The sequence below is a fragment of the Martelella alba genome, assembly GCF_005217455.1.
Taxonomy (GTDB): Bacteria; Pseudomonadota; Gammaproteobacteria; order Enterobacterales; family Enterobacteriaceae; genus Acerihabitans.
In genome coordinates this window covers 1-22,389 of sequence record NZ_SZPQ01000011.1, presented here as the reverse complement: position 1 = coordinate 22,389, position 22,389 = coordinate 1, and the positions used below count along the sequence as shown (strand labels likewise).

Below are 22,389 nucleotides of genomic sequence, written 5' to 3'. Positions count from 1 at the left end.
AAAAAATGAAAAACATTACAGTTGTTGATGGATTTTCATCAGGGAAGTATATCGCGCAAGAATTACATGCCATGAACTGTAGGTTGGTACATGTCGCATCTAGCCCGCACCTGGATAATTATTATTATAAAGGGTTCGACCCATCACTCTATGAAAAAGTTCTAGTCCATGATGATCTGCAAAAAACGTTGGATTTTATCAGCGCGTTCAAAACTGACGCGATATTTGCCGGCGCGGAAAGTGGCGTTCTGTTGGCCGACATCCTCAATCACGAGTTGCGTTTGCCCTATGCCAATGACTGGGCGCAAACCACCGCGCGACGCAACAAATTCGCCATGATAGAAGCGCTGCGCGCCGGGAATGTAAGCGCGGCAAAACAAATCAAAGTGAATCAATGGCCGCAAGCGTTGCCCTGGTTGAAGAGCATCCGGTTTCCCATTGTCTTGAAACCCCTGGAGAGCGCCGGTTCTGATGGCGTTTTTATCTGCCGCGATGAGGAACAAGCCCGCGCTGCTTTTGAGCGTTTGGTGAATAAAAAGAACAAGTTGAATGTCATTAATCACGAAGTCCTCTTTCAACAATTACTTGAAGGAACCGAATATGTTGTAAACTTTGTTTCCCTTGATGGCGAAATTCTGGTGACCGAGGTGGTCAAATATCATAAACGTAAACTGCAAACCGGCAGTATCATTTATGATATTGATGAACTCATTGATAGCCGTCAAAAAGAATTTGCGCCATTGGTTGACTACACCAAAAGGGTTTGCGCCTGTCTCGGCATCAAAAACGGGCCGAGCCATGCAGAGGTTATGTTAACGGAAAACGGGCCCTATCTTGTTGAGATCGCCGCCAGAAGCGATGGTATTCTACGGCCTGACATCTCACGGCAAACCACCGGTATGGGGCAAATAAAAGCCGCGGCATTGGCCATTGCCGATCCGCAAAAATTTATCACGTTGACCAAACAGCCGTATTACTTATTAAAAAACCATTCTTTCAATGTCTGTTTGATTAATCCGGATAAATCGGTTTTTTTCGCTGATGAATTCCTCCTCAACATGCAAAAATTGGCCTCATTCAAAAAAGCCGAGCTGTACGTTGCCAACGGCGAGACGATTGAACCGACTAAAGATGTGTTTAGCCAGCCAGGAACCGTCTATCTGGTCAGCAGAAGCACATCACAACTTTGGCGGGATTATCACGTTATCCGCGAATTGGAATCCGCCGGCGGATATTCTGCAAAGACGGGGCCCGCCGACCCTGCGTCCAGCAGCGAAAGCTAACCCAGCCACATCAAGCAGCGCCCTTATATTCAAAATACGTCCCGTTGCATCGCGGCGGCCAGCGAGCGGCCCATTCAAAAACCGATTTACCGGATGGCGAGTATAAACGGGTTTCGCTGGCTAATGTCATCCAAGCCTGCGGCGATGCGAACCTGTGGTTAGCGTAGAGAAGCTTACGGATTCATCGGACGCTGAACACCCGGCGCAGCCCTTTAGCCACTCGCCCGCCTAACCGAACTATAACTGGCGTGATAATTCGCGGGCGAAGCACATGAACTCGCCCATGGCCTTATTGGCGGCATGTCGCTGCCAACTGAGGGTCAACGTCGTGGTGGCCTGTGGGTCGTCAAGATAACAGTATCTCACATGGCTAAGCATCATCGAACGTTGGGTTTCCGGCACCAGTGTCACCCCCATGCCCATCGACACCAGCCCGATGGCGGCGGATACATCGCGGGTGAACTGGATTTTCTGGGGAGTGAAGCCCGCGCGCCGGCAGGCGTTGATAGCCGACCAACCCAGACCGACGCCCGGCGGATCCCGCTGTACCAGAAACGGCATATCGGCCAGCAAAGATAAGGGTATGCGCTGACGGGATGACAGCGGATGCCCTTGGGGCAGCACGGCGATCAGCGGGCGGGTCGCCATATCCAGGTATTCCAATTGCTCATACCTTGGCATGGGCGAGCGAACCAGGGCGATATCCAATTGATTACTGAGTAACAGTGCGAATTGCTCATGAACATTATGTTCCTCAATGATCAAGTCGATATCCGGCTTTTGCTTATGATAGCCGCTGACTAACCTTGCGAACGCCGGGTCGAAAATTGACGAGCCAACATACCCCAGCGTCAACTGCCCTTTATGGCCCATTTGCAGCGCGCGCGCGTTTTCCCGGAAATTTTCATATTGATTTACCGTGGCACGGGCTTCTTCGACCAACTGAGCGCCTTCAAATGTCAGGGCGACATTTCGGCGATCGCGATGGAATAAGGTCATCTTCAATTCCTGTTCCAACGCTTTGATTTGCAGGCTTAACGCCGGCTGGGCGATGTTGAGTCGGGCGGCGGTTTTGCCAAAGTGCAGTTCTTCCGCCAAGACGACGAAGGCGCGCAATTGTCGATAGTCCATGGATCCTCCCGTCGGGGCAATGGCTAATAATAATCTATTATCAAAAGACCTGATATTATTATTGGACTCTTATCAGAGAATCACTGAAACTAGGTTGGCGAAATGCGGGTAATCAACAGTATTTCAATAGATTATGGCTATTTTAGCCAAGTGCGTCCGCGTTTTGTTTATGTCGACCTATCACCAATAATGGGAAATGAGGACGAGTGAAATGTATGAAAAACAAACGGCAGTGACGGACCTTCGTTCCGCGCTGGACGTGCTGAGCCAATATGATGACGAAGTGATTTACACTGATGAGCCGGTTGATCCTATTGCCGAATTATCCGGGGTATACCGTTATGTCGGCGCCCACGGTACGGTTAAACGGCCGACCCGGATTGGCCCGGCGATGATTTTTAACAACATAAAAGGGTATGACGACATGCGGGTGCTAATTGGGCTGTTGTCATCGCGCAAACGCGTGGCGCGCCTGTTTGGCGCCGCGCCGGAAAACCTGGCGTTTATGTTAAGAGATTCGGTGGCGAACCCGATTGCGCCGATCGTGATCCCGCGTGAAAAAGCCGTGTGTCAGGAAGTGGTGCATCTGGCCAGCGACCCGGATTTCGATATCATCAAAATCTTACCGGCGCCAACTAATACCCCGGAAGACGCCGGCCCTTATTTCACCCTTGGCATGTGCTACGCCGCCGACCCGGAAACCGGGGAATCGGATGTGACTATTCACCGCCTGTGCGTGCAAGGCAAAGACCAAATTTCAATGTATTTTGTGCCGGGGCGCCACCTGGATATTTTCCGGCAAAAAGCCGAAGCGGCGAGCAAACCGCTGCCCATCTCAATAAGTATTGGCGTCGATCCGGCCATTGAAATCGGCGCCTGTTTCGAGCCCCCCACCACGCCGCTGGGCTTTGACGAGTTGTCCATCGCCGGCAGCCTGCGCAATCGGGCGGTCGAGTTGACCGAATGCGTAACGGTGAACGCCAGAGCCATCGCCAACGCGGAAGTCGTGATTGAGGGTGAATTGCTGCCCAACGTGCGCGTGCGTGAGGACCAGAACACCCACACCGGCAAAGCCATGCCCGAATTTCCCGGCTATACCGGCAGTGCGCAAGCGGCGTTGCCAGTGATAAAAGTGAAAGCGATCACCCATCGCCGCCATCCGATTCTGCAAACCTGCATCGGGTCAAGCGATGAACATACCAATATGGCCGGCATTCCCACTGAAGCCAGCATTTTGCAGATGGTCGAGCGCGCGCTGCCGGGATTTGTCCAAAACGTACACTGTCCGTCGCCGGGCACCGGCAAATACCTGGCGGTGCTGCAAGTGAAAAAGCGTACCCCGGCGGATGAGGGACGGCAACGGCAGGCGGCGCTACTGGCGTTCGCCGCATTCTCCGAACTCAAGCATGTGATGCTGGTGGATGAAGATGTCGATATTTTCGACATTAACGACGTGATGTGGGCGATGACCACCCGCTATCAGAGCGATGTGGATACCCTCTCCATTCCGGGTGTGCGTTGTCATCCCCTTGATCCGTCATCCGACCCGGCATACAGCCCGTCTATCCGTTCACATGGCATTGCCTGCAAAACAATTTTCGATTGCACCGTTCCTTATGACCTAAAAGCGCACTTCCGCCGCAGCGAATTTCTTGACGTGGACGTGAGCCGTTTTATCCCCGGCTTTCGCTTTCAATAACGGCAGCGAAGGCCAGGAGAACAATGCCATCTAAGCGCAACGCATCGACAGGAAGCGATTTCCACACCAAAAGGGGTAATCTACCTGACCGGAGAAGACCTACCCATCAGAGGGATTGGCGTGTTTTGCGCCCTTCCACCGGATAGCCGGGATCGGTATAGCCATAGGTGGAGGCATGGCCTGGCGGAACCAGGCCGTCGACGAACTTTTCGTCTTCGGCCGTAAGCCGCAAAGACAGCGCATCCACATAGCTATCCCAGTGCGCCTCCGTTCTCGGACCCGCTATCGTGGCACTCACGCAAGCATTGTTCAGTACCCATGCCAGGGCCAGGGCGATAGGCGTCGTGCCGCGTTCGGCGGCGTAAGCGACTATTTTTTGCGCAATTGCCAGGGATTCTTTACGCCATTCCGTTTGCTGGATACGGGGATCTCCCCGCCCGGCGCGGCTTTCGGGAGGCGGTGCGGCATCCACGGCATATTTGCCGCTCAGCACGCCGCGCGCCAACGGGCTGTAAGGCACCACCCCCAATCCATAGTGAGCGGCGGCGGGCAATTGCTCTACTTCCGCGGTACGATTAACCATGTTGTACAGCGGCTCGCTGGCAACCGGGCGATCAATGCCCAACTCATCGGTAAGACGGCATATCTCCGCGATACGCCAACCGGTAAAGTTGGAAACGCCGAAATAACGGACCTTGCCCTGTCGGATCAGATCGCCCACGGCACGGACGCTTTCTTCCAGCGGCAGACCGGGGATAGCCCGGTGGAAATAAAGAATATCAATATAATCGGAACCCAGCCGTTCCAGGCTGGCCTCTACCGACTGGTTAATCCATTTCCGCGACTGCCCTTGCTCATTGGCGCCCTGGCTGAATGGAAAGCCAAACTTGGTAGCGACCACCCATTTGTCCCGCCGGGCGGCAATGGCGCGGCCCACGATAGTTTCAGATTTTCCCGCATGATAGACATCGGCGGTATCAATGAAATTAACGCCCCGCGCAAACGCTTTATCAATGATGCGCATCGATGTGGTTTCATCGGTTTCCCCACCAAACAGCATTGCGCCAAGGCAAAGGGGAGAAACCTTGAGCGCGCTGCGTCCTAAATAGCGATATTCCATAGTACCTCTCCTTAACAGGTTTCAGGCGTGTTATGACAACCTGTGTCATCAGAGACCGGCGTCGTGAAATACGCCTCTGGCGATGGAAAGCGCGGTGTTTGCCGTAGGCCAACCGGCGTAAAATGCCAAATGTGTGATAGTTTCTATAATCTCTTCTTTGCTTATCCCGTTTTTCAGCGCCTTATTTAAGTGGAAAGGCAGCTCGTTAACTCGATAAAGGGAGATCAGGCTGGCAATGGTAACCAGACTGCGGTCTCGCGAAGAGAGGCCGGGACGTTCCCATACATTACCAAACAAGACCTTGTCGGTGTATTCGGCCAGCGCGGGGGCGATATCGCCAAAAGCTTCACGGGCCGCGGTGGGTTCATTGGACATACGCTCTCCTGGTCGATAAGACAAATGTATTGCCGCCGAGAGCCATGATAAGGCCAAGCCGATTAATTTATAAAGACGTGTATATGGCAAACAGATATGAATTAAACTCATAATTCTAAATATGGCGAGCTGGCTCGTGGCGGTAAGCGAACGACGGCCCCATGGGGAGCGAATTTGGACCGCCTGGGGCGGGCCTCCGGTAAGAGACAAAATGCCAAATATAATTTCCAGGCATATGTGACTGGATTAGGCATATACCGGTCCCCCCTCTTCAATCAAAAGGCCGGACACCGGTTCCCCCAGCTTACGCCAATATCGCGTCACATAACCGAGATATTCAGGATCATTGCCGCGTATCTTACAATTTTTTCCCAGCAACCAGTCAGGAAAACCGCCATGCCGCAACTCCGCGTGACACCAGGGCCCAATTCGCAAAACGGCATCAAGCCCACAAACCTGAATGAGCTCTAAATGTTGCGTTGTCCATATCACAGAAAAATGACATGGCCGCTGACCATGAAAATAGATAGAGAAAATCAAAAACGCTCAGTAATATATAGTTACTTCTACTTGTATTTTTCATTTTGAACTTTCTGCGTCTGAATCCCAGATAGGCGCTTTGCTTATATCCAATGAAGCGCCATACTTTTCCGAACATATAACATTCAGATATATTATCTGCCCCGAAAACACAGAAAAGTAGCACTTATCGCTTATGATATGTTGCGCAAATCGAAAGCCGGACGTATCGAGGGCCAGTGGGGAGCTCCCGCCTCACAACGCTTACGTTAAATCCCCCAACGGCGCGGGGTGAGGCGCCAGGGCGATTTTTCCCTAAAACCGCGCGCAGACAGGGATTGCCATATAATATATATTTTGATATTATATATAAAAGTATATTGAAAACGGTGATTATGAACGTCGAGATAGATCAGGTTGAAATGCGCGCCGCCGCCGCCAGAACCGCCGGAGTGCTGAAATCCCTTGCCAATGAGGATCGTTTGCTGCTGCTTTGCCATCTCAGCCAGGGAGAGGCCTCCGTAGGCGAAATGGAAGCGGCGCTGGGGATAGCTCAGCCCACTCTGTCTCAGCAGTTGGGCGTACTGCGCCGAAAAAAGCTGGTGACCACCCGGCGCGAAGGTAAACAGATTTACTACCGAATAGCCGCGCCGGAAATAGATGTTCTCCTGAAGACGCTGTATCAACTTTATTGCTCAAAAAAAGAACAAGGCACTCACCATGATAATTGACATGAGCCAGTTTACCCCCTGGCAAAGCTTTTCCGGCGGATTAATCATTGGCGCGGCGGCCGGCATACTTATTCTGTTTTGCGGGCGGATTGCCGGGATAAGCGGCATCCTGGGGGGGATATTGTCCACCGCCACTGATGATAAACGCTGGCGGCTGGCTTTCGTTTTGGGCTTGCTCGCCGCGCCATGGCTATACCGGTTATTCGTCCCCTGGCCGCATAATCAGATTGATGCGGGCTGGCCAACGGTCATCATCGCGGGATTACTGGTCGGGATAGGTACCCGCTACGGCTCTGGTTGCACCAGCGGACACGGGGTTTGCGGTCTGTCGCGCTTATCTCTTCGCTCTTTGGCGGCGACGGCAACATTCATGATTGCGGCATTTATCACTGTCTGGCTGGTGGGACACTGGCGCTAATGACACGGGCTGGAGGCGGCCATGGCTATTCTGTTTTCTCTGCTGTCCGGTTTACTTTTCGGGTTGGGCCTGATCGTCAGCGGTATGGCAAATCCGGCGAAGGTGATCGGATTTCTGGATATCACCCGTGTGTGGGATCCTTCCCTCGCTTTTGTCATGGGCGGCGCGATAAGTGTCGGCTTTTTCGCTTTCCGGGCGGCCTTCAGGCGTGCCGCGCCGTGGTATGGGGAAAAAATGCACTTGCCGACCGCCCGGCAAATCGACAAGCGGCTAATAGGCGGCTCACTGATCTTTGGCGTTGGCTGGGGGTTGGCCGGGATTTGCCCGGGACCCGGTCTGGTGCTGCTTGGCATGGGGGCAGTAAAAGGCTGGCTTTTTGTCGCCGCCATGATCATCGGCATGCTTATCTTTGAAGGGCTGGAGAAAAGAAAATCGCGATAAACAGCGAGAGACGCCCACTGTGCCTGCACAACGGTCAGATGAGATGAATAGCGTTGCCGCCTGGTTATCTCCAAAAGCATAGCCAGCCCGGCAACCGGGACGAAAGGAGGCCCTGCAAAATAAACAGCGGCAAAGCCGGCGCGCCGGATGCGCAAAACGGCATTAAGGCTCGACGCATTGACAACCATCCGAATGAGGTTTCATTCATCATGAAACTCTCGCCTTCATTTTATTTATATTACTCCCACTACTGTGATAAAGATCATGCCGTGGCGAGAGGCCGCATGTTATTTAATATCTTCTCTATCCTCATTGGAGCTATTGCGCTATGAATCATCTGGAATTGCAAGCGCTGCGTCAGTTGTTCTCCATGTCCATTAACGAAGCAGCCTCTTATATTTCCGGCGATCACGATGTCGAAACCTGGCGACAGTGGGAACAAGGAAAGCAGACTATTCCATCCCATGTCATTGAAACACTCACCACAATGAATCAAAAAAGAAAAGATCGGCTCGACGCCATTATCAATAAAATTAATAACCGCATTGGCAACAATACCATGCGATTTTTCCCGGATTATGACGCGTTCCGCTCAGTTTACACCGAAGGCGACTTCTTGGAATGGAAGGTATATCAATCCGTCGCCACCGAGCTTTACGCCCATAACCTTGAACGATTATGTTGAATGGATAACACAATGATCAATACCCTCATACTGGTCGGTCCGCGCGCGTCAGGGAAGACCACGGTAGGAAAAAGACTGGCCGCTCGTCTGCGACTCGAATTCATCGATACCGATGACTGGGTGCAAGAAAAAACGTGCAAAACCATAGCCCAAATCGTCAATGACGACGGCTGGAATACGTTTCGCACGATTGAAAGCCAGGTATTACACGAGGTCGCGCGTCCTGACCGGGTCATCGCCACCGGCGGGGGCATGGTGTTGTCCCAGGACAACTGTAGACATATGAAAAACAAAGGATTGGTTTTTTACCTTATGACTTCCGCCGCGACGGTGATCGCGCGCCTGCACGCCAATCCCGCGGTGAGTCAGCGCCCTTCTCTCACGGGATTATCCATTACCGATGAAATCACTGGGATTATCGCCTCCCGTGATCCGCTATACCGACAGGCCGCTCATTACGTTATCGATGCCAATAACGATAAAGAGCAGGTCGCGCAGGATATTCATACCCTGTATCTCGATGCGCTGAAACGTAAGGCTGGCGATATTTTTTTCCGTTAGGGAAGAATAAATACACCGGCTGGCCAAAGTAACGTGGGAATAAGGTATATTGTTAAGTTGGATCGCCACATGTAAAAATAACGTTATCATTATTTTTGAAATATATGAACATAACGAACATCACAAAAAAAGAGCCGCAAGATGGCACTTTGGGTTCATATAGAATCATTCTATGAATAACAACGATAAAATGAATTATTTATTTTTCCAGAGACTTGCTACTATCATAAAAAATAAGCCGTCGAATTTTTTATCCTGACGCCGATGTGATACGTGGATTGGGACAGAATTTCCAGGCTACCTTTTTTCGCCGCATTATCCCGGACGGCAATTAGCCGCGATTACCGGCGCGGCAGCGGCGGCGTGCCTTTTAGGGTATGCCGCCGCAGTCCTCGCCACCCTGTGTCCGGTGACCGCGGGTACTCCCTTTAAGGCTTACCATGAAAAATAACTATCTACCCACCGCCATAGGCCTATACGTCAATTATCTGGTACACGGAATGGGCGTAATATTAATGAGTCTGAATATGTCCCATCTGCAAACGCAATGGCACACAGACGCCGCCGGTGTATCGATTGTTATCTCATCGCTGGGGATAGGCAGGCTCTCTTTATTACTCATCGCCGGCACACTGTCCGATCGTTACGGTCGACGACCGTTCGTTTACCTGGGCATTGCCGCTTATCTGATCTTTTTTCTCGGTATCCTGACGACCAGGAGCATCGGCCTCGCCTACTGTTTCGGTTTCTTGGCCGGCATGGCCAATAGCCTTCTCGATTCCGGCACCTATCCGACATTGATGGAAGCATTTCCCAAATCACCCAGTACGGCGAATATTCTCATTAAAGCCTTCGTCTCCAGCGGCCAGTTTCTTCTGCCGATGGTGATAAGCCTATTGGTTTGGGCCAATTTTTGGTTTGGCTGGTCATTTCTGTTTGCCGGCGGCATCATGGCCCTCAACGCGGTGTATCTTTTGCGCTGCCCGTTCCCGTCCGTGTCGCCCAGGCCGGAACCTGAGCGCGCGGCACGGCTATCCCCGGCGCCCCAGGATAAAAGCTGTACCTGTTCAATGTGGGATCTCGCCAGTTTCACCTTATACGGCTACATCTCCATGGGCACGTTCTATCTCATCAGCCAGTGGCTGGCGCAATACGGACAATTTGTGGCCGGCATGTCGTATACCCTGTCGATCAAACTGTTGAGTATTTATACCGTGGGCTCGCTGCTGGGTGTTTTCATTACGGCATTCGCCGTTGAACGGATCATCAGATCCGCCACATTACTGATGCTGTATACCGCCGCCTCTTTTAGCGCCCTGTTGTTCGTCTGCCTCTATCCCACAGTGCTGACGGTGATCGTGTTCTCTTTCGTGATCGGGTTCTTCGCCGCGGGGGGCGTCTTGCAATTGGGTTTGACGATTATGGCGTTGCGCTTTCCCAACAGCAAAGGCAGAGCCACCGGTATTTTTTACAGCGCAGGCAGCCTGGCGACCTTCACCGTGCCGCTCATTACCGCGAAACTGTCGCAGACCAGTATTGCCAGCATCATGTGGTTCGATGTCGGCCTCGCGGCGGCCGGGTTTCTCACGGCGCTGTTTATCGGCTATCGCGATAAAAAAGAACGCGCGGCGATGGCCATCGGCAACCGGCCGGTCACGCGTAACTCCGGCGTCGTTGACGACGAAACCCTTGCCCACCGGTGATGGCGCGCCTGGCAACGCACGATTGCGGTTAAAATGCAAGGGTTTGACACGCGCTGAATACAAAGCGTTTAAATGTTCGGGACGTGGACGTCAAGACTTTGTCCTTACGACTGGCCAGGTAGATATAGCGTGTCGGTCCGGGATCTTTGATCCGTATGACATGGACATTGGAATATGCCAGCGTGCTTATCCTGGGCATGATGGCAATGCCGTAATTGACGCCCACCAGCCCGGCCATGGCCGTATCCTCCTCCACATAACAGGCGATTTTCGGATTGAGTTTTTTCACCATGAACATCTTGTCGATAAACTGGCGAAGCCCGCTTTTTTCCGAGAAAAAAATAAACGGATAGTCGATAACCTCCTCCAACGCGGCTTCGCGAATATCCCGTTGCGCCAACGCATGGTCCCGTGAGGTTACCAGGACCAGTTCCTGGCTGATGAGTGGAATAAATTCTATGTCGGTCTCCTCGGGAACAAGAGAGCAGATGGCAAGGTCGTATTTGTCCATCTTCAACTCCTGAATGATGGATGCGGTGGTGCCTTGATAAAAACAAAACCGCGTTTTTTCATGACCGGGTATATGAACAAACCGTTCGATTAATTTGGGCACAACCGTTTCGCCCATGGTATAAATAAACGCCAGATTGATAGTCTCATCCTGCCGGCCCCAGAATTGGCGTAGCGCCAAACGACCTTGTTCCAACTCAAGCAGCGCGTTTTCCACATAGGGTAAAAACAGCTTGCCGCCGTCGGTAATCCGCACATTGCGGCCGGATTTTTCAAACAACATGACGCCCAGTTCTTTTTCAAGCTCTGCGATGGCGTGGCTCAGCGAGGGCTGCGAGATAAATAGACTCGCCGCGGCTTCCGTGTAATGTTGTTTCTCGGCCAGGCATTTAAAGTAGTGTAATTGCTTTAGGTTCATTACGCCCCTCACTCTCTTGCCGGTCATATCTGGCTTCCCGCCGGGCTGGCCGCAGGCCTTGCGGTAGGGGTATTTTTGGGGGGAGAGATGGGCTGTCTCTCTTCGTCCCCAGCCGCATAGACGTCTTTGTGACTGGGGTGGGCGAACGCGGCCGACAACGCGGCAACGTGAAGTATGATGGGTATACACCTGTCCGGCGGGCCTGTCCTCGATCCGGCGCATATTATCGATATTCGTTCTGGCCGGCGTCGGGCAAGGCGAGTATCGCCGGCGCGATTGCGCCGCGTGTTATAGCCTAATACGCCGACACGGGGTTTCTTGCGCGGAATCGCCGTGTTTACGGCGTGTCGCCGGCGTGGGGAACATCGTCAAGGTCCACGGCGACAAGGCCCATCAAACGCAGCGCCGCGAGGGAGCGCCGCGCTTCGTCCTCATTGAGCATGCTCATGGCGAACCCCACATGTACCAGCACCCATTGGCCAATCATCTTAGCCGGATCCCCTTCGCAAACCAGGGTGATATTCACCGCGCGACGTACGCCGCAAACATCGACGCAAGCCGGGTGATAGAGGGTTTCACCCACTGAAATGACTTTTCCCGGAATACCGAGACACATCGTTGCCGTACCTCCCATTGCGCGCACTCCGTTATTCCTTCGGTCGGCATGCGCATCTTCGTGTTAACGCCGCGCGCACGGGTGACGCTTATTCAAGGGCCACCTGCTTTACCCGCACGCTGTCGCCGTCTTCAACCCGCCAACCCAAACCGCCGCAGTGCGGGCAGCCTTCGCCATACTCCCGCACCTCAACGACAGTGGCGCATGCCCAGCACCAGGCGTGGGCGGGACGAACAGCGATATGCAACGCGCACCCCTGGGCCGGGGTGTTGCGGCATACCGCATCGAAACAAAAGCGCAGCGCGCTCTGCTCGATACAAGATAGCGCGCCCACCTCAAGCCAGACATCGGTCACTTTATGCGCGCCATGTCGGCGCGCCTGCTGCATAATCAGGTCCAGCGCGCTTTGGCTGAGGGACATTTCATGCATGCCGGCTCTCCGTCAAGCGGCCGAGCCAGGCCCGCCGTTCCCCGCAACGCGGCGCATCGGCGTCCGACAGCGGCAGCGACAGGGCGCGGCGGGCGCCGTGTTCGGCCAGCGATACCGCTTGCGCGGCGTTTAACGCGGCGGCCAACGGCGACATCAGCGAACAAGCGAGATATTGCCGCAACGGCGCGGTTTCGCCAACCATAAACCCCACATTGCCACAAGGCAGGCGCAGCGCCAGTCGATCGCCGGGCCGACGGATCGGCCATGCCTGTCCGGGTCCGGGCAGAATCAGCAGACTCAGCATCCATGGCGTCAGCAAGCATCCCAGCCATTGCCGTTCGAACAACGTGAAACCGCAGGCTCGCACGGGAATCGTTGGCCGAAAGAACGGCAGCGTCCGTATTTCCCCCGCGGCGATATGGCCGAATTCCCGTTCCAGCCAGTCCGCGGGCGAGACATCATGGCCATTGACCGTCCCGATATCGTCGGCGCGCGCGCCGTCGGGCGCGACGACCCTACTCATGGTTTTCCCCGGCGCGACAGCATTCCATCCATATCCGTTCCTGCGCCGTCATCGCGGTATCGCGACGGGCGCTCACGCCAATGCCGTCCAGCCGCAGGGCTTTGACAATCACCTCGGTCGCCGGCGCCACCGCCCGCCTGACGGCGGCCGACATCCCGATTCCCGGGATTAGCGTCTCAGGCTCGACGCCCACCAGGGTTAATCTTCGCGGGAATTCCTCCATCAGCCGCAACGCCATCAGGACATCGGACAGCCCCAATTGATGGGGCGAAATCTTCCGGGCAAACAGGACAGGCACCGCCTCGTCGCACAGTACCGTCAGGGTGCCGGGGGCGTGTCCCGTCAATATGGCGTCCGCCACAATCAGATGATCGCAACCGCTGATATCCTCCAGCAGTTCCATACCCGATGTGCCGCCGTCCAGCAAGTCGACCGCCGGAGAAAAGGCGTGATACCGCCGCAGCCTTTCCACTATCCGAACGCCGGCGGCCTCATCGCTCATTAGCAGGTTGCCAATGCCCAGGACGCGAATTTTCATCACGATACCCTCACCCGCGCCGCCTCGCCGCCATCCAGCGTATTGAGGACATGCACCGCGCAGGACATGCAGGGATCGAAGGAGTGGATCGTACGCACCACCTCCAGCGGTTTCGCCGGGTCGGCCACCGGCGTTCCCACCAGCGATTGTTCATAGGGGCCGGGCCGGTCGTATTCGTTACGGGGCGCGGCCGTCCAGGTGGAGGGCACCACCGCCTGATAGCGGGTGATTTTGCCGTTTTTGAAAATAACCCAGTGCGATAGCATGCCGCGCGGCATCTCGCCAAAACCGACCCCGCGATATTCCTTGTCCGGGGCCATCTCCGGCGCAACAAATGTCTGATGATCGCCCCGGCCGATGTTGTCCACCAGTGCCCGCCATTGCCGCGCCAGGTTATCTTTGAGAACCCCGCAGTGCGCCGCCCGGCCGATGATACGGCCCATGGTGGAATGCAGATCCGCCGTGGTCAGCTCACGCGCGGCCAATGTCCGGTAAACGTCGGCAATGTGTCCGTAGTGAGCCTGCGTATCGGCGTGCCCGGCCGCCAACCCGCACAACAGCCAGGCCAGCGGCCCGACTTCCACGGTCTTGCCGTAGAAGGTCGGCGCCTTGACCCAGGAGTATTTGGCGTCCTCCCGCCAGCCGGTATAATTCGGCCGGGTCTTTCCCTCCCAGGGCGCGAGGGATTCGTCGTCCTCATACCAGGCGTGCGCGGCGCTTTCCGTTATGCCGTTTATCAGAAACGGATCGGTATGGCTGGTGATGGGGCGGAACGCGGCGACGTCGCCGTTCTCCAGATAGCCGCCGGCCAATTGGAAACCGCCGTCGGCCGTCGTAGGCAATTCCGGCACGCATAAATAGTGCCGCGCCCCCCGGCCGAGCGTGAGCCATTGCGGGTAATGGGCGGCGAACACCGCGCAGTCGGGCTTGTAGACCTGTTCGATGAAATCCCCCAACCGATCGATAAAGGTTTTAACGTACATCAGCCGCTCCAGGTTCAGCACCTCCGGGGCGTCCAGGTTGATGGGATTGGCCACGCCGCCCACCGCCAGATTCTGGATATGCGGCGTTTTTCCCCCCAGGATGGCCACGATGCGATTGGCATCGCGCTGGCATTCCAGGGCCTGGAGGTAATGGGCCACCGCTATCAAGTTAATTTCAGGCGGCAATGCCATGGCGGGATGTCCCCAATAGCCACTGGCGAAAATGCCCAACTGGCCGCTGGCCACCAGTCGCCTGATTTTCTGTTGCGCGCCGGCGAACTCCGCCGCGCTGTTTAACGGCCAGTGCGACACCCCCGCCATAAGACGTTCCGCTTTATTCGGATCGGCCTTGAGCGCCGAAAGGATGTCCACCCAATCCAGAGCGGATAATTGATAGAAATGAACGATATGGTCATGAATGCTGTGCGCCGCCAGGATGAGATTGCGGATATACTGCGCGTTAATCGGCACGCTCAGTCCCAGGGCGTTTTCCACCGCGCGTACCGAGGCAATGGCGTGGACCGTGGTGCACACGCCGCAAATGCGTTGCATAATGATCCAGGCATCACGCGGATCCCGGCCTTTGACGATGTTTTCCATTCCGCGCCACATGGTGCCGGAGGACCAGGCACGGGTCACTTTGCCGTCCTCGATTTCACAATCGATGCGCAGATGGCCCTCGATGCGGGTAACAGGATCAATGGTGATGCGTTGGGGCATGGTTTACCTCGGCCTGATGAAATTGACGCGCGCCTTCCGGCGCGGGCAGAACCGGCAGCAGCCGGATCAAAAGAATGTAGGCGACGACTTCTATGGCCACAAACCCCAGGGAAATCAGCAGTTCCTGCACACTGGGGAAATAGCGGTAACCGTTGCCCGGATTGAATGCCAGCAACGAATAGCAAAGGCGCCACAGGGCGGCCCCCAACAACATGCTGACGGCGCCCAGGAACAGCAATCGGGCATCCTGCCGGCAACGGCGAAACCGAAACAGGGTCAGCGGCAAGAGCAAGAAAGCGGTTTCGCACCAAAACATCAGCGCGAACCGATCGGCATTGAACAAATAATGGATTTTACCGTGCCACAGGATTTCGCCGAAACGCAGGATTTCAAACAGCAATAGCAAGACATCGGTAATGCGCGTGAGCTTGACGAACAACGGCTTTTCGTTTGCGCTGCGCCCTCTCAGACCAGCCTGCACCAGCGACCCTTCAAACACCACGATGGAAAAACCCATGATAAACGCCGTTAAAAGCGACTGTAGCGGCAGCAGTTCATAACTCTGCCACAATGGATGCACTTTATAGCCGGCGGCAATCATCAACGATCCCATGGACGACTGGTGCATAACGGGCAACAGCGCCCCTAAGGCGATGATAAAAAACATGGCCCGATCCAGACGGCGGCGGATACCTTGCCACCCCATCCGTTCGCAAATGACCGGCGCGAACTCCAGCAGCATAACGCCAATATAAAGGGTCATGCACACCGCTGTTTCAAACAGCACCGAGGAGGTATTGAAAAAACCGGGCAGATAGAAATACGGCAGATTCCAATAACGCCCCACGTCGATGGTAATGGAAAGCCCGCCCAGCGAATAGCCAAACAAGCTGGCCAGCAAGGCCGGACGCACCAGCGGATGGTATTCGCCGCGATTAAACACATACACCGCCCAGGCCAGCGCCCAGCCGCCGCAGGCGAACCCGGTGCCCACCAGCAAATCGAAGGCTATCCAGATACCCCAGGGATAGCCGCCATTAAGGGCGGCCACCGCGCCGATACCCAATAGCAGCCGCTTGACGATCAGCACGGCGCACACGGCGATGAACGGCGTCAGCAGCACAATGGGGCGGCTGATGAGACGCCCGCCCAGCGGGTTGGCTTTATGTACGGTCATGATCATCGTCCTGTGAATGCGGCGGGACCGGCGGTTTCCGCTCGTCGCGAGTAGCGCGGCGCACCAACACCGAAAGCGTCGCCAGCGCCGCCAGCGGCAGCGCCATGCCTCTATAAAGGGTATGCTGGATGTGTTCGGCGCGCGCGCCGGCAGACACCGTCCCCAATCGCGGCAGGCCAAGACAGTCGTAAGGGACGCCCGCCAGCACCAATACCTGGGTGCCGCCGCCATCTGCCTCGCCGTAGAGGCGACGATCGTAGTGCGCGACGGTCCGCCAATAGGTATCGCGAGCCGGCAGGGCCTGCCGTGGATAGGGATACTGGACGCCGGCTTTCAGCGCAAGCCGGCGTTTGGCCTCCGCCAGCAACTGTTCGCGAGTGCCGAAAATCACGGCGCCGGTGGGGCAAACCTCGGCGCATCCCGGCAATAGTCCCCGGTCGAGCCGTTCCAGCCCTTGCTGATTGCAAAGTTCGCATTTGTGTATCCGGCCCAAGGGGTTGTCATAATCGTATTTAGGGACATTGAAGGGGCAGGCGACCATGCAGTAACGGCATCCGGTACACACGGAGGGATCGTAGTGCACTACGCCGGTGCGCGGATTTTTTTGCAATGCGCCGACCGGGCAGACCGCCACGCAATTAGGTTCGAGACAGTGCATGCATTGCTTCTTGATATAGGCATAGCCGTTCTGCGGCCGATCCTTTTCGGCGCCGTCGCCGGCGCGCCAGACTTGAATAACGGTGTTGGTGTACGGACTCAACTTGTCGTTGTCGGCCCAGATCGTCCCATCGCCGCTACGGCGGGGCGATTGATTGATGCGCTGGCAGGTCGCGACGCATGCCTGGCAACCAACGCACAATGTCGAGTCGTACAGCAACCCCAGCGCGCCGGGGATGGACGGCTTATCGACTGCCGCGCCGAGTCCCGCCGCCGGCAGACCCGCCAGCAGCGTTCCCGCGCAGGCTTGTTTCAGAAAATGGCGCCGGTCCATGACTCATTCCTCCCCGGGCTCATCGTCGGCGCCCTGCCCGCTCCGCTTTTGCCGCCGGCCCAACTCGCGCACCCCCATCAGGCTTACCCCGCCCACGGCGCCCAGTATGGCGCCGATCAGCCCCGCCGAGGCGGCGGACATCCCGTCGCCTTCCGGGCTATGGACATCGGGTTTGGCCGCGGGCGGCGTCGGATTTGCCACCGCCGCCAACTGGAAAATCCCTTTTTCAAATCCCACGCCCGCTTCGTTGCAGCCATAGCAGGGGTGGCCGATGCCCACCGGCCATATTCCGCCGCCGATATCGCAAAATTGCAGCGTGGGACAATTGCCATAGGTTTCCGGCCCTTTGCAGCCCAGATGATACAGGCACCATCCCTGGCGATGGCCTTCATCGCCGAAGCGTTTGGCGAACCGGCCGGCATCGAAATGCGGCCGGCGCTCGCAATTTTCATGTATCAGCCGGCCATAGGCGAACATCGGCCGGTTTTTGCCATCCAGCGCCGGCGCGCGCCGATAGGTAAGCACATGCGCCACGGTGGCCAGGAAGTTATGCGGATTGGGCGGGCAACCGGGAATATTGATCACCGTCTTGTCCGGCAGGATGGCTTGCAAGCTGCCCGCGCCGGTGGGATTACACCCCGACGCCACCACGCCGCCCCAGACCGCGCAGGAACCGATGGCGATGACCGCCGCGGCGTCCCGCGCCGTTTCACGGATATGTTCCTGTATCGGTTTGCCCGCGACCATACAGTAAACGCCATCCGCTTTCATGGGGATGGCGCCATCCACGACCAGCAGGTATTTCCCTTTATAACGTTCTATGGCGCGATATCGGTTCTGCTCGGCCTGATCGCCGAAGGCCGCGGACAGGACTTCGTGATATTCCAGCGAGAGGGTGTTTAACAACAGCGTTTCGAGCGTCGGATGGGTGGCTTGCAGCAGAGACTCCGTACAGCCTGTGCATTCCTGCGCGCCGATCCAGATGACCGGCGGCCGCTCTGGATCAGCCAGCGCACGGGCGATCTCGGCGGCCCCCGTATCCGTTAGTCCCATTGACGCCGCAAGCGCCGCGCACAACTTCATAAAACCGCGCCGATTCATTCCCTGGCCGGCGCATCCGGCAATATCCCAATTCATGTTTTATCTGCTCATTTATGCTAAAAATGATCGCCCTGTTCGGCTCGTGACCGCTCGCGGCGATCATGCCGGGATCCGTCCCGACCCCGGTCAATTCCACCCCCTCTATTTTCACGTTTTCGTTTAACAGATAAATGTACTTTCTTGTTTTATTCGCCCCCGCGCGGTTTAACCGTGCCGGTATGGCAGACACCCGCCGCCTGTGCCGATTCCGGCCACCCGGCGGCAGGTATTCGCAAACCGCACGGCACACCTTGCCGTCGTGTTCAACACGCTTGATACCGCTTATCGTGCAACGGCCTGGCGCCGTATTGCCGGACCTGGCGGCATTATGGCAAGCGTTAGGCTGGTCCAGAGGGCATGGCGCGCTCGTGGATTGCTAAAATGCGCTTAGCCACAAGCCGTCCCGGCTGCAATAGGCAAAAACCCTAAACCCCCGCTTGCAATTGAATTTACAGCGCCGGCCTTTGCAAATCCGTCGGTCGCAATACACATAGGCGTCTTTGCCCGCCAGGGGAAAGGTCACGTTGGCCGGCTCGCCGGGCGAGAGAAATTTCAGTTGGCCGCCCTGGAAGGTATACAGATATAGCCACAGAATACGATGGGCGGCCTCCGTTGGATGAGGCGTTTCGCCCACAGATACGGTCAACGCATTGGCGTCAAAACCGCCGAAGACCTGCATGGCGACGCGATGATCATGGGCCCCCGGCGCATCGGCGTTTTGCGCGGCCAGCGCCTGCATGGGCGTCGCGCAACAGTCAGGCGCGGCTGAGCCTGGGGCGGCCTGGGGCTCAATCAGCATGCGCCGGCAATGGACGCACTGCCAAAACACCGGGGGAGGCGCGCTGAAACCCGGCTTCGTGCTGTTTTTCGGCCGCATCCCCGGCATTGGCGTCGCCAGGCCGCGGCGTTCTTCAGTATTGTTCAAACGCATCTTAACCTCGTATCAGGCGCGACAGTTATTTCCATTCCCGCCACACCGCAAGCGCTATATTCGTCTTAGTTCAAGCCATTTCTTTGTCGCTTGAATGATGTAGCATCAATACCGGTGTCCGTTTCCGGCGAATAACCCATGTAGCATATAGAATCCTTGTCGGGGTTCTTGGCATATTATTAATTTCCTGTACACCGGATTAATGTGTGTTTGCCGTCATAATTCACAACGGCATTCAACGGCAACAAAATTAATTTATTTATTTTATATCACATTGTTTTTGTTATATTTTGTTATTGATGTTCGATTTATCCAATATAATGCTGTTTATGTCAATGGTCTGGCGCAAACGGCGACCTTTATACTCTGTATAGTTTGTTTTGTAAAAAAAGAGGCAAGCATATGGCAATATTATCCGAACAAGCACTGGCCGGATTGAAAGAAAAAATACGCCAAGTGACCGAGAATGATTTGGAAGAATTGCAACTGGAAATCGAAAGAACCAATGTGTTTCCCGATGCCTATTACGATATTTGCCGGAAAAACGACTTGTTCCGACTGGCTATCCCGGAGGACTACGGCGGCATGGGTCTTAACTGCGAACAATTTTTTTCCGTGATGGAAGAATTCTGTCGCGGCCCCGGCGGGATGCGGATGAATCTGCATCACGCCAACGGCCTTAATTGGCGCATTCTTCACGATCATGGGTCGCAAGCGCTCAGGGCCAAATGGTTGCCGAAACTCGCCAACAAGGACGCCTATATCAACTTCGCCCTGACCGAGGCCGACTGCGGTTCCGGCGCGGATATCCGCACCACGGCCGTCAGAAAAGGGGATAACTATATTCTCAACGGCGGTAAAACGCTTATCTCGCACACGGACATTTCCGATGCCACTTATGTCATTGCCGTGACCGACGAAAGCAAGCGTAAAAAAGGCGGCCTGACCGCGTTTTTCGTGGAAACCGGCACCCCGGGCTATGACATCGATCCGATGCCGCACATGATGGGTTGCCGCGGCGCGGGACATGCTTATCTGCGTTTCACCAACTGCGAAGTTCCCGCCGGCAATATCATGGGCAAGGAAGGAGACGGCCTGGATATTTTTATGAACGCGTTGGCCCATTCCCGCGCAATGATTGCCGTAACCTGCCTGGGTATGTCGCAGCGTTTCCTGGAATTGGCCATCGCCCGCGCCAAAGATCGGGTCACCTTCGGTAAGCCGCTCACCTCCCGACAAGCCATTCAGCAAATGCTGGCGGACATGGGAACGCAAGTGCATGCCTTGCGGGTCATGCTGCGCGACTGCGCGCAAAAATTCGACCGTGGCGAAGACATTGAAATGGTGTCGGCCATGTGCAAATTGCACGGCATCGATACGGTACGCACCGTGTCCGACAGCTGCCTGGAAATCTTCGGAGGTATCGGCTACTTCGAGGACAATCCCTATGGTCCGGTGGAAAGAATGTACCGCGACGCCCGCGCTTTATGGTTCGAAGAAGGGCCGCGCACGGTTCAGCGACTGACCATTGCCCGTCCGTTGATTGATAACGGCGGCGTTATCCGGTGATGCCGCGCAGGCACTGAACTCATAATCTGGCCGCCCGCACTGAAGCTAGCGGCCATCTTTTTCAGGGGGGAGAACCCGATGAATGCATCCATGGGAAACAGGCGCTGGGGCATCGTACTTCTACTGATTATCGATTATTTCGTCATGTTCATGGCGCGCAGCAGCATGTCCATGTGCGGCCCGGCCCTGATGCGGCAATTTGGTTGGAGCGCCACCGAATTCGGCTGGATTTCCACCGCTTTTTTCATCGGTTATGCCGTCACCATGCTGCCGGCCGGCATGTTGTCCGACCGCCTGGGGGGCGGAGCCGTGCTACTCGCCGGGACGTTGTGGTGGGCGATATTCACTTATTTGACCCCCCTTGGCGGCACGCTTGCCACCATGATGGCGCTGCGCATTTTGGTTGGTATCGGACAAGGGGTATTGGTGCCGGCCAACTTCTCACTGCTGTCCCACTGGGTACCGAAAAGCGAATCAGGCAAATCCACCGGTCTGCTACAGGTCGGCTGCCCGGCGGGCATTGCGGCGGCGATGCTTGCCGCCGCCTGGATTATCCAGTTATGGGGCTGGCAGAGGGTATTCTACATTATGGCGGCGCCGGGCATCCTCTGGTGTCTGATCTGGTGGCGGCTGGGCAGTAATGATCCCCGCCAGGACAAGCGGATCGGCCAGGCTGAACTGGCCTATATTCTGGCCGGTCAGCAACCGCAGAGTCCCGTGGCGCAATCGGCGGCGGCGACGCCGACCAAACAGGACATTTTCGCCACGCCGGCCGTGTGGTGCTGCTCGCTGGGTTATTTCTGCACCAATTATCTTTTCTTCCTGTTTATGACCTGGCTGCCCACCTATTTCGCCATGGGGCGCGGCATCAATTTGAAACAGAGCGCCCTGCTGTCCATGCTACCGTATCTGGTGGCGATCATTGCCTATCCGCTGGGCGGCGTGGTGACGGATGCGGCGGTACGGCGCCTGGGACAGAACGCCGGACGAAAACTGCCCCCCATTCTGGGGCTGCTCTTGGCCGGGGTTTTTCTTATTCTGGGAACGCGGGCCAACAGTCTGATCAACGCTACCGCCCTGATCTCGGCTTCTAATTTTTTCCTGATCTTGACCCGTTATATTCAGACAGCTTTTATCTCTAAGTTAGTGTTATCCGTCGGCTCCGGTATTCCCTCGG

24 protein-coding genes are annotated in these 22,389 nt (G+C 55.8%); 10 read left to right on the top strand and 14 right to left on the bottom strand.

The features are described 5' to 3' along the window. Positions 1 to 5 precede the first annotated feature (5 nt). Entirely contained in the window at positions 6 to 1,283 is a 1,278-nt protein-coding gene (locus tag FCN80_RS09535) for an ATP-grasp domain-containing protein (RefSeq protein ID WP_136989935.1), read from the top strand. 237 nt (positions 1,284 to 1,520) lie between these two features. Here the strand turns inward: FCN80_RS09535 and FCN80_RS09530 are convergent, their stop codons facing one another. Next, on the bottom strand, positions 1,521 to 2,414 hold the full coding sequence (locus FCN80_RS09530; RefSeq protein ID WP_136989934.1) for a LysR substrate-binding domain-containing protein: 894 nt from the start codon (positions 2,412 to 2,414) through the stop codon (positions 1,521 to 1,523). Between the two features lie 211 nt (positions 2,415 to 2,625). Between FCN80_RS09530 and FCN80_RS09525 the strand changes: the two genes are divergently transcribed. After that, positions 2,626 to 4,113, top strand: a complete 1,488-nt coding sequence (locus tag FCN80_RS09525; protein WP_136989933.1) for a UbiD family decarboxylase — start codon at positions 2,626 to 2,628, stop codon at positions 4,111 to 4,113. Positions 4,114 to 4,219: 106 nt separating this feature from the next. On the opposite strand, the gene FCN80_RS09520 is transcribed toward FCN80_RS09525, so the two are convergent. The 3 genes from FCN80_RS09520 to FCN80_RS27415 form a co-directional block, all read right to left on the bottom strand. Continuing rightward, positions 4,220 to 5,233 carry an aldo/keto reductase gene (locus FCN80_RS09520; protein ID WP_136989932.1) on the bottom strand — a complete coding sequence of 338 codons (1,014 nt, stop codon included), beginning with the start codon at positions 5,231 to 5,233 and terminating at the stop codon, positions 4,220 to 4,222. A 48-nt stretch (positions 5,234 to 5,281) separates the two neighbouring features. Continuing rightward, positions 5,282 to 5,608: a carboxymuconolactone decarboxylase family protein gene (locus FCN80_RS09515; protein WP_136989931.1), complete on the bottom strand. Its 327-nt coding sequence runs from the start codon at positions 5,606 to 5,608 to the stop codon at positions 5,282 to 5,284. 246 nt (positions 5,609 to 5,854) lie between these two features. Then, complete coding sequence (locus FCN80_RS27415) at positions 5,855 to 6,100, bottom strand: beta-galactosidase (protein WP_170975356.1); 246 nt, start codon at positions 6,098 to 6,100, stop codon at positions 5,855 to 5,857. Between the two features lie 422 nt (positions 6,101 to 6,522). On the opposite strand from FCN80_RS27415, the gene FCN80_RS09505 reads away from it, so the two are divergent. The 6 genes from FCN80_RS09505 (at position 6,523) to FCN80_RS09480 (ending at position 10,666) form a co-directional block, all read left to right on the top strand. Then, positions 6,523 to 6,858: an ArsR/SmtB family transcription factor gene (locus tag FCN80_RS09505; RefSeq protein ID WP_136989929.1), complete on the top strand. Its 336-nt coding sequence runs from the start codon at positions 6,523 to 6,525 to the stop codon at positions 6,856 to 6,858. Continuing rightward, on the top strand, positions 6,848 to 7,276 hold the full coding sequence (locus tag FCN80_RS09500) for a YeeE/YedE family protein (RefSeq protein WP_136989928.1): 429 nt from the start codon (positions 6,848 to 6,850) through the stop codon (positions 7,274 to 7,276). Before FCN80_RS09505 ends, FCN80_RS09500 begins: the two co-directional genes overlap by 11 nt. A 21-nt stretch (positions 7,277 to 7,297) precedes the next feature. Continuing rightward, a complete protein-coding gene (locus FCN80_RS09495; RefSeq protein ID WP_136989927.1) occupies positions 7,298 to 7,717 on the top strand; it encodes a YeeE/YedE family protein in 420 nt (139 codons plus the stop codon). 328 nt (positions 7,718 to 8,045) lie between these two features. After that, positions 8,046 to 8,402 carry a YdiL family protein gene (locus FCN80_RS09490; RefSeq protein ID WP_136989926.1) on the top strand — a complete coding sequence of 119 codons (357 nt, stop codon included), beginning with the start codon at positions 8,046 to 8,048 and terminating at the stop codon, positions 8,400 to 8,402. A gap of 12 nt (positions 8,403 to 8,414) precedes the next feature. Beyond that, the gene (aroL, locus tag FCN80_RS09485) at positions 8,415 to 8,963 is read left to right on the top strand and encodes a shikimate kinase AroL (RefSeq protein WP_136989925.1); all 549 of its coding nucleotides are present in this window, start codon (positions 8,415 to 8,417) and stop codon (positions 8,961 to 8,963) included. A 440-nt stretch (positions 8,964 to 9,403) separates the two neighbouring features. Continuing rightward, positions 9,404 to 10,666 carry an MFS transporter gene (locus FCN80_RS09480; RefSeq protein WP_136989924.1) on the top strand — a complete coding sequence of 421 codons (1,263 nt, stop codon included), beginning with the start codon at positions 9,404 to 9,406 and terminating at the stop codon, positions 10,664 to 10,666. Positions 10,667 to 10,694: 28 nt separating this feature from the next. Here FCN80_RS09480 and FCN80_RS09475 read toward each other — a convergent pair whose 3' ends face one another. The 10 genes from FCN80_RS09475 to FCN80_RS09430 form a co-directional block, all read right to left on the bottom strand. Then, the gene (locus tag FCN80_RS09475) at positions 10,695 to 11,594 is read right to left on the bottom strand and encodes a LysR family transcriptional regulator (protein ID WP_136989923.1); all 900 of its coding nucleotides are present in this window, start codon (positions 11,592 to 11,594) and stop codon (positions 10,695 to 10,697) included. A 337-nt stretch (positions 11,595 to 11,931) separates the two neighbouring features. Beyond that, a complete protein-coding gene (hybG, locus tag FCN80_RS09470) occupies positions 11,932 to 12,228 on the bottom strand; it encodes a hydrogenase maturation factor HybG (protein WP_373880325.1) in 297 nt (98 codons plus the stop codon). A gap of 70 nt (positions 12,229 to 12,298) precedes the next feature. Continuing rightward, positions 12,299 to 12,640, bottom strand: a complete 342-nt coding sequence (gene hypA, locus FCN80_RS09465) for a hydrogenase maturation nickel metallochaperone HypA (RefSeq protein ID WP_136989922.1) — start codon at positions 12,638 to 12,640, stop codon at positions 12,299 to 12,301. After that, positions 12,633 to 13,163: a hydrogenase-2 assembly chaperone gene (gene hybE / locus FCN80_RS09460; protein WP_136989921.1), complete on the bottom strand. Its 531-nt coding sequence runs from the start codon at positions 13,161 to 13,163 to the stop codon at positions 12,633 to 12,635. Before hybE ends, hypA begins: the two co-directional genes overlap by 8 nt. After that, positions 13,156 to 13,701 (bottom strand): HyaD/HybD family hydrogenase maturation endopeptidase, encoded by a 546-nt coding sequence (locus FCN80_RS09455; protein WP_136989920.1) that lies wholly within the window; start codon positions 13,699 to 13,701, stop codon positions 13,156 to 13,158. Before FCN80_RS09455 ends, hybE begins: the two co-directional genes overlap by 8 nt. Then, the gene (gene hybC, locus FCN80_RS09450; protein ID WP_136989919.1) at positions 13,701 to 15,404 is read right to left on the bottom strand and encodes a hydrogenase 2 large subunit; all 1,704 of its coding nucleotides are present in this window, start codon (positions 15,402 to 15,404) and stop codon (positions 13,701 to 13,703) included. Before hybC ends, FCN80_RS09455 begins: the two co-directional genes overlap by 1 nt. Then, complete coding sequence (hybB, locus tag FCN80_RS09445) at positions 15,382 to 16,581, bottom strand: Ni/Fe-hydrogenase cytochrome b subunit (protein ID WP_136989918.1); 1,200 nt, start codon at positions 16,579 to 16,581, stop codon at positions 15,382 to 15,384. Before hybB ends, hybC begins: the two co-directional genes overlap by 23 nt. Continuing rightward, entirely contained in the window at positions 16,568 to 17,572 is a 1,005-nt protein-coding gene (gene hybA / locus FCN80_RS09440; protein ID WP_136989917.1) for a hydrogenase 2 operon protein HybA, read from the bottom strand. Before hybA ends, hybB begins: the two co-directional genes overlap by 14 nt. A gap of 3 nt (positions 17,573 to 17,575) precedes the next feature. Next, positions 17,576 to 18,709, bottom strand: a complete 1,134-nt coding sequence (hybO, locus tag FCN80_RS09435; RefSeq protein WP_136989916.1) for a hydrogenase 2 small subunit — start codon at positions 18,707 to 18,709, stop codon at positions 17,576 to 17,578. A 379-nt stretch (positions 18,710 to 19,088) separates the two neighbouring features. Next, the gene (locus FCN80_RS09430; RefSeq protein WP_230492582.1) at positions 19,089 to 19,637 is read right to left on the bottom strand and encodes a desulfoferrodoxin family protein; all 549 of its coding nucleotides are present in this window, start codon (positions 19,635 to 19,637) and stop codon (positions 19,089 to 19,091) included. A 408-nt stretch (positions 19,638 to 20,045) separates the two neighbouring features. Here FCN80_RS09430 and FCN80_RS09425 point away from each other — a divergent pair, with 408 nt between their 5' ends. Together FCN80_RS09425 and FCN80_RS09420 are read left to right on the top strand one after the other, a co-directional pair. After that, positions 20,046 to 21,212 (top strand): acyl-CoA dehydrogenase family protein, encoded by a 1,167-nt coding sequence (locus tag FCN80_RS09425; RefSeq protein ID WP_136989915.1) that lies wholly within the window; start codon positions 20,046 to 20,048, stop codon positions 21,210 to 21,212. A 78-nt stretch (positions 21,213 to 21,290) separates the two neighbouring features. Continuing rightward, a partial coding sequence (locus tag FCN80_RS09420; RefSeq protein WP_136989914.1) for an MFS transporter occupies positions 21,291 to 22,389 on the top strand: 1,099 nt, incomplete at its 3' end.

What these genes read in the sequence shown, in the direction of transcription:
- hybO (WP_136989916.1), bottom strand. Translation starts at nt 18,709, where the DNA reads ATGAATTGGGATATTGCCGGATGCGCCGGCCAGGGAATGAATCGGCGC.
- FCN80_RS09515 (WP_136989931.1), bottom strand. Translation starts at nt 5,608, where the DNA reads ATGTCCAATGAACCCACCGCGGCCCGTGAAGCTTTTGGCGATATCGCC.
- FCN80_RS09495 (WP_136989927.1), top strand. Translation starts at nt 7,298, where the DNA reads ATGGCTATTCTGTTTTCTCTGCTGTCCGGTTTACTTTTCGGGTTGGGC.
- FCN80_RS09425 (WP_136989915.1), top strand. Translation starts at nt 20,046, where the DNA reads ATGGCAATATTATCCGAACAAGCACTGGCCGGATTGAAAGAAAAAATA.
- aroL (WP_136989925.1), top strand. Translation starts at nt 8,415, where the DNA reads ATGATCAATACCCTCATACTGGTCGGTCCGCGCGCGTCAGGGAAGACC.
- hypA (WP_136989922.1), bottom strand. Translation starts at nt 12,640, where the DNA reads ATGCATGAAATGTCCCTCAGCCAAAGCGCGCTGGACCTGATTATGCAG.
- FCN80_RS09500 (WP_136989928.1), top strand. Translation starts at nt 6,848, where the DNA reads ATGATAATTGACATGAGCCAGTTTACCCCCTGGCAAAGCTTTTCCGGC.
- FCN80_RS09525 (WP_136989933.1), top strand. Translation starts at nt 2,626, where the DNA reads ATGTATGAAAAACAAACGGCAGTGACGGACCTTCGTTCCGCGCTGGAC.
- FCN80_RS09535 (WP_136989935.1), top strand. Translation starts at nt 6, where the DNA reads ATGAAAAACATTACAGTTGTTGATGGATTTTCATCAGGGAAGTATATC.
- FCN80_RS09490 (WP_136989926.1), top strand. Translation starts at nt 8,046, where the DNA reads ATGAATCATCTGGAATTGCAAGCGCTGCGTCAGTTGTTCTCCATGTCC.
- FCN80_RS09455 (WP_136989920.1), bottom strand. Translation starts at nt 13,701, where the DNA reads ATGAAAATTCGCGTCCTGGGCATTGGCAACCTGCTAATGAGCGATGAG.
- FCN80_RS09530 (WP_136989934.1), bottom strand. Translation starts at nt 2,414, where the DNA reads ATGGACTATCGACAATTGCGCGCCTTCGTCGTCTTGGCGGAAGAACTG.
- hybE (WP_136989921.1), bottom strand. Translation starts at nt 13,163, where the DNA reads ATGAGTAGGGTCGTCGCGCCCGACGGCGCGCGCGCCGACGATATCGGG.
- hybG (WP_373880325.1), bottom strand. Translation starts at nt 12,228, where the DNA reads ATGGGAGGTACGGCAACGATGTGTCTCGGTATTCCGGGAAAAGTCATT.
- FCN80_RS09505 (WP_136989929.1), top strand. Translation starts at nt 6,523, where the DNA reads ATGAACGTCGAGATAGATCAGGTTGAAATGCGCGCCGCCGCCGCCAGA.
- hybA (WP_136989917.1), bottom strand. Translation starts at nt 17,572, where the DNA reads ATGGACCGGCGCCATTTTCTGAAACAAGCCTGCGCGGGAACGCTGCTG.
- hybC (WP_136989919.1), bottom strand. Translation starts at nt 15,404, where the DNA reads ATGCCCCAACGCATCACCATTGATCCTGTTACCCGCATCGAGGGCCAT.
- hybB (WP_136989918.1), bottom strand. Translation starts at nt 16,581, where the DNA reads ATGACCGTACATAAAGCCAACCCGCTGGGCGGGCGTCTCATCAGCCGC.
- FCN80_RS09520 (WP_136989932.1), bottom strand. Translation starts at nt 5,233, where the DNA reads ATGGAATATCGCTATTTAGGACGCAGCGCGCTCAAGGTTTCTCCCCTT.
- FCN80_RS09480 (WP_136989924.1), top strand. Translation starts at nt 9,404, where the DNA reads ATGAAAAATAACTATCTACCCACCGCCATAGGCCTATACGTCAATTAT.
- FCN80_RS09475 (WP_136989923.1), bottom strand. Translation starts at nt 11,594, where the DNA reads ATGAACCTAAAGCAATTACACTACTTTAAATGCCTGGCCGAGAAACAA.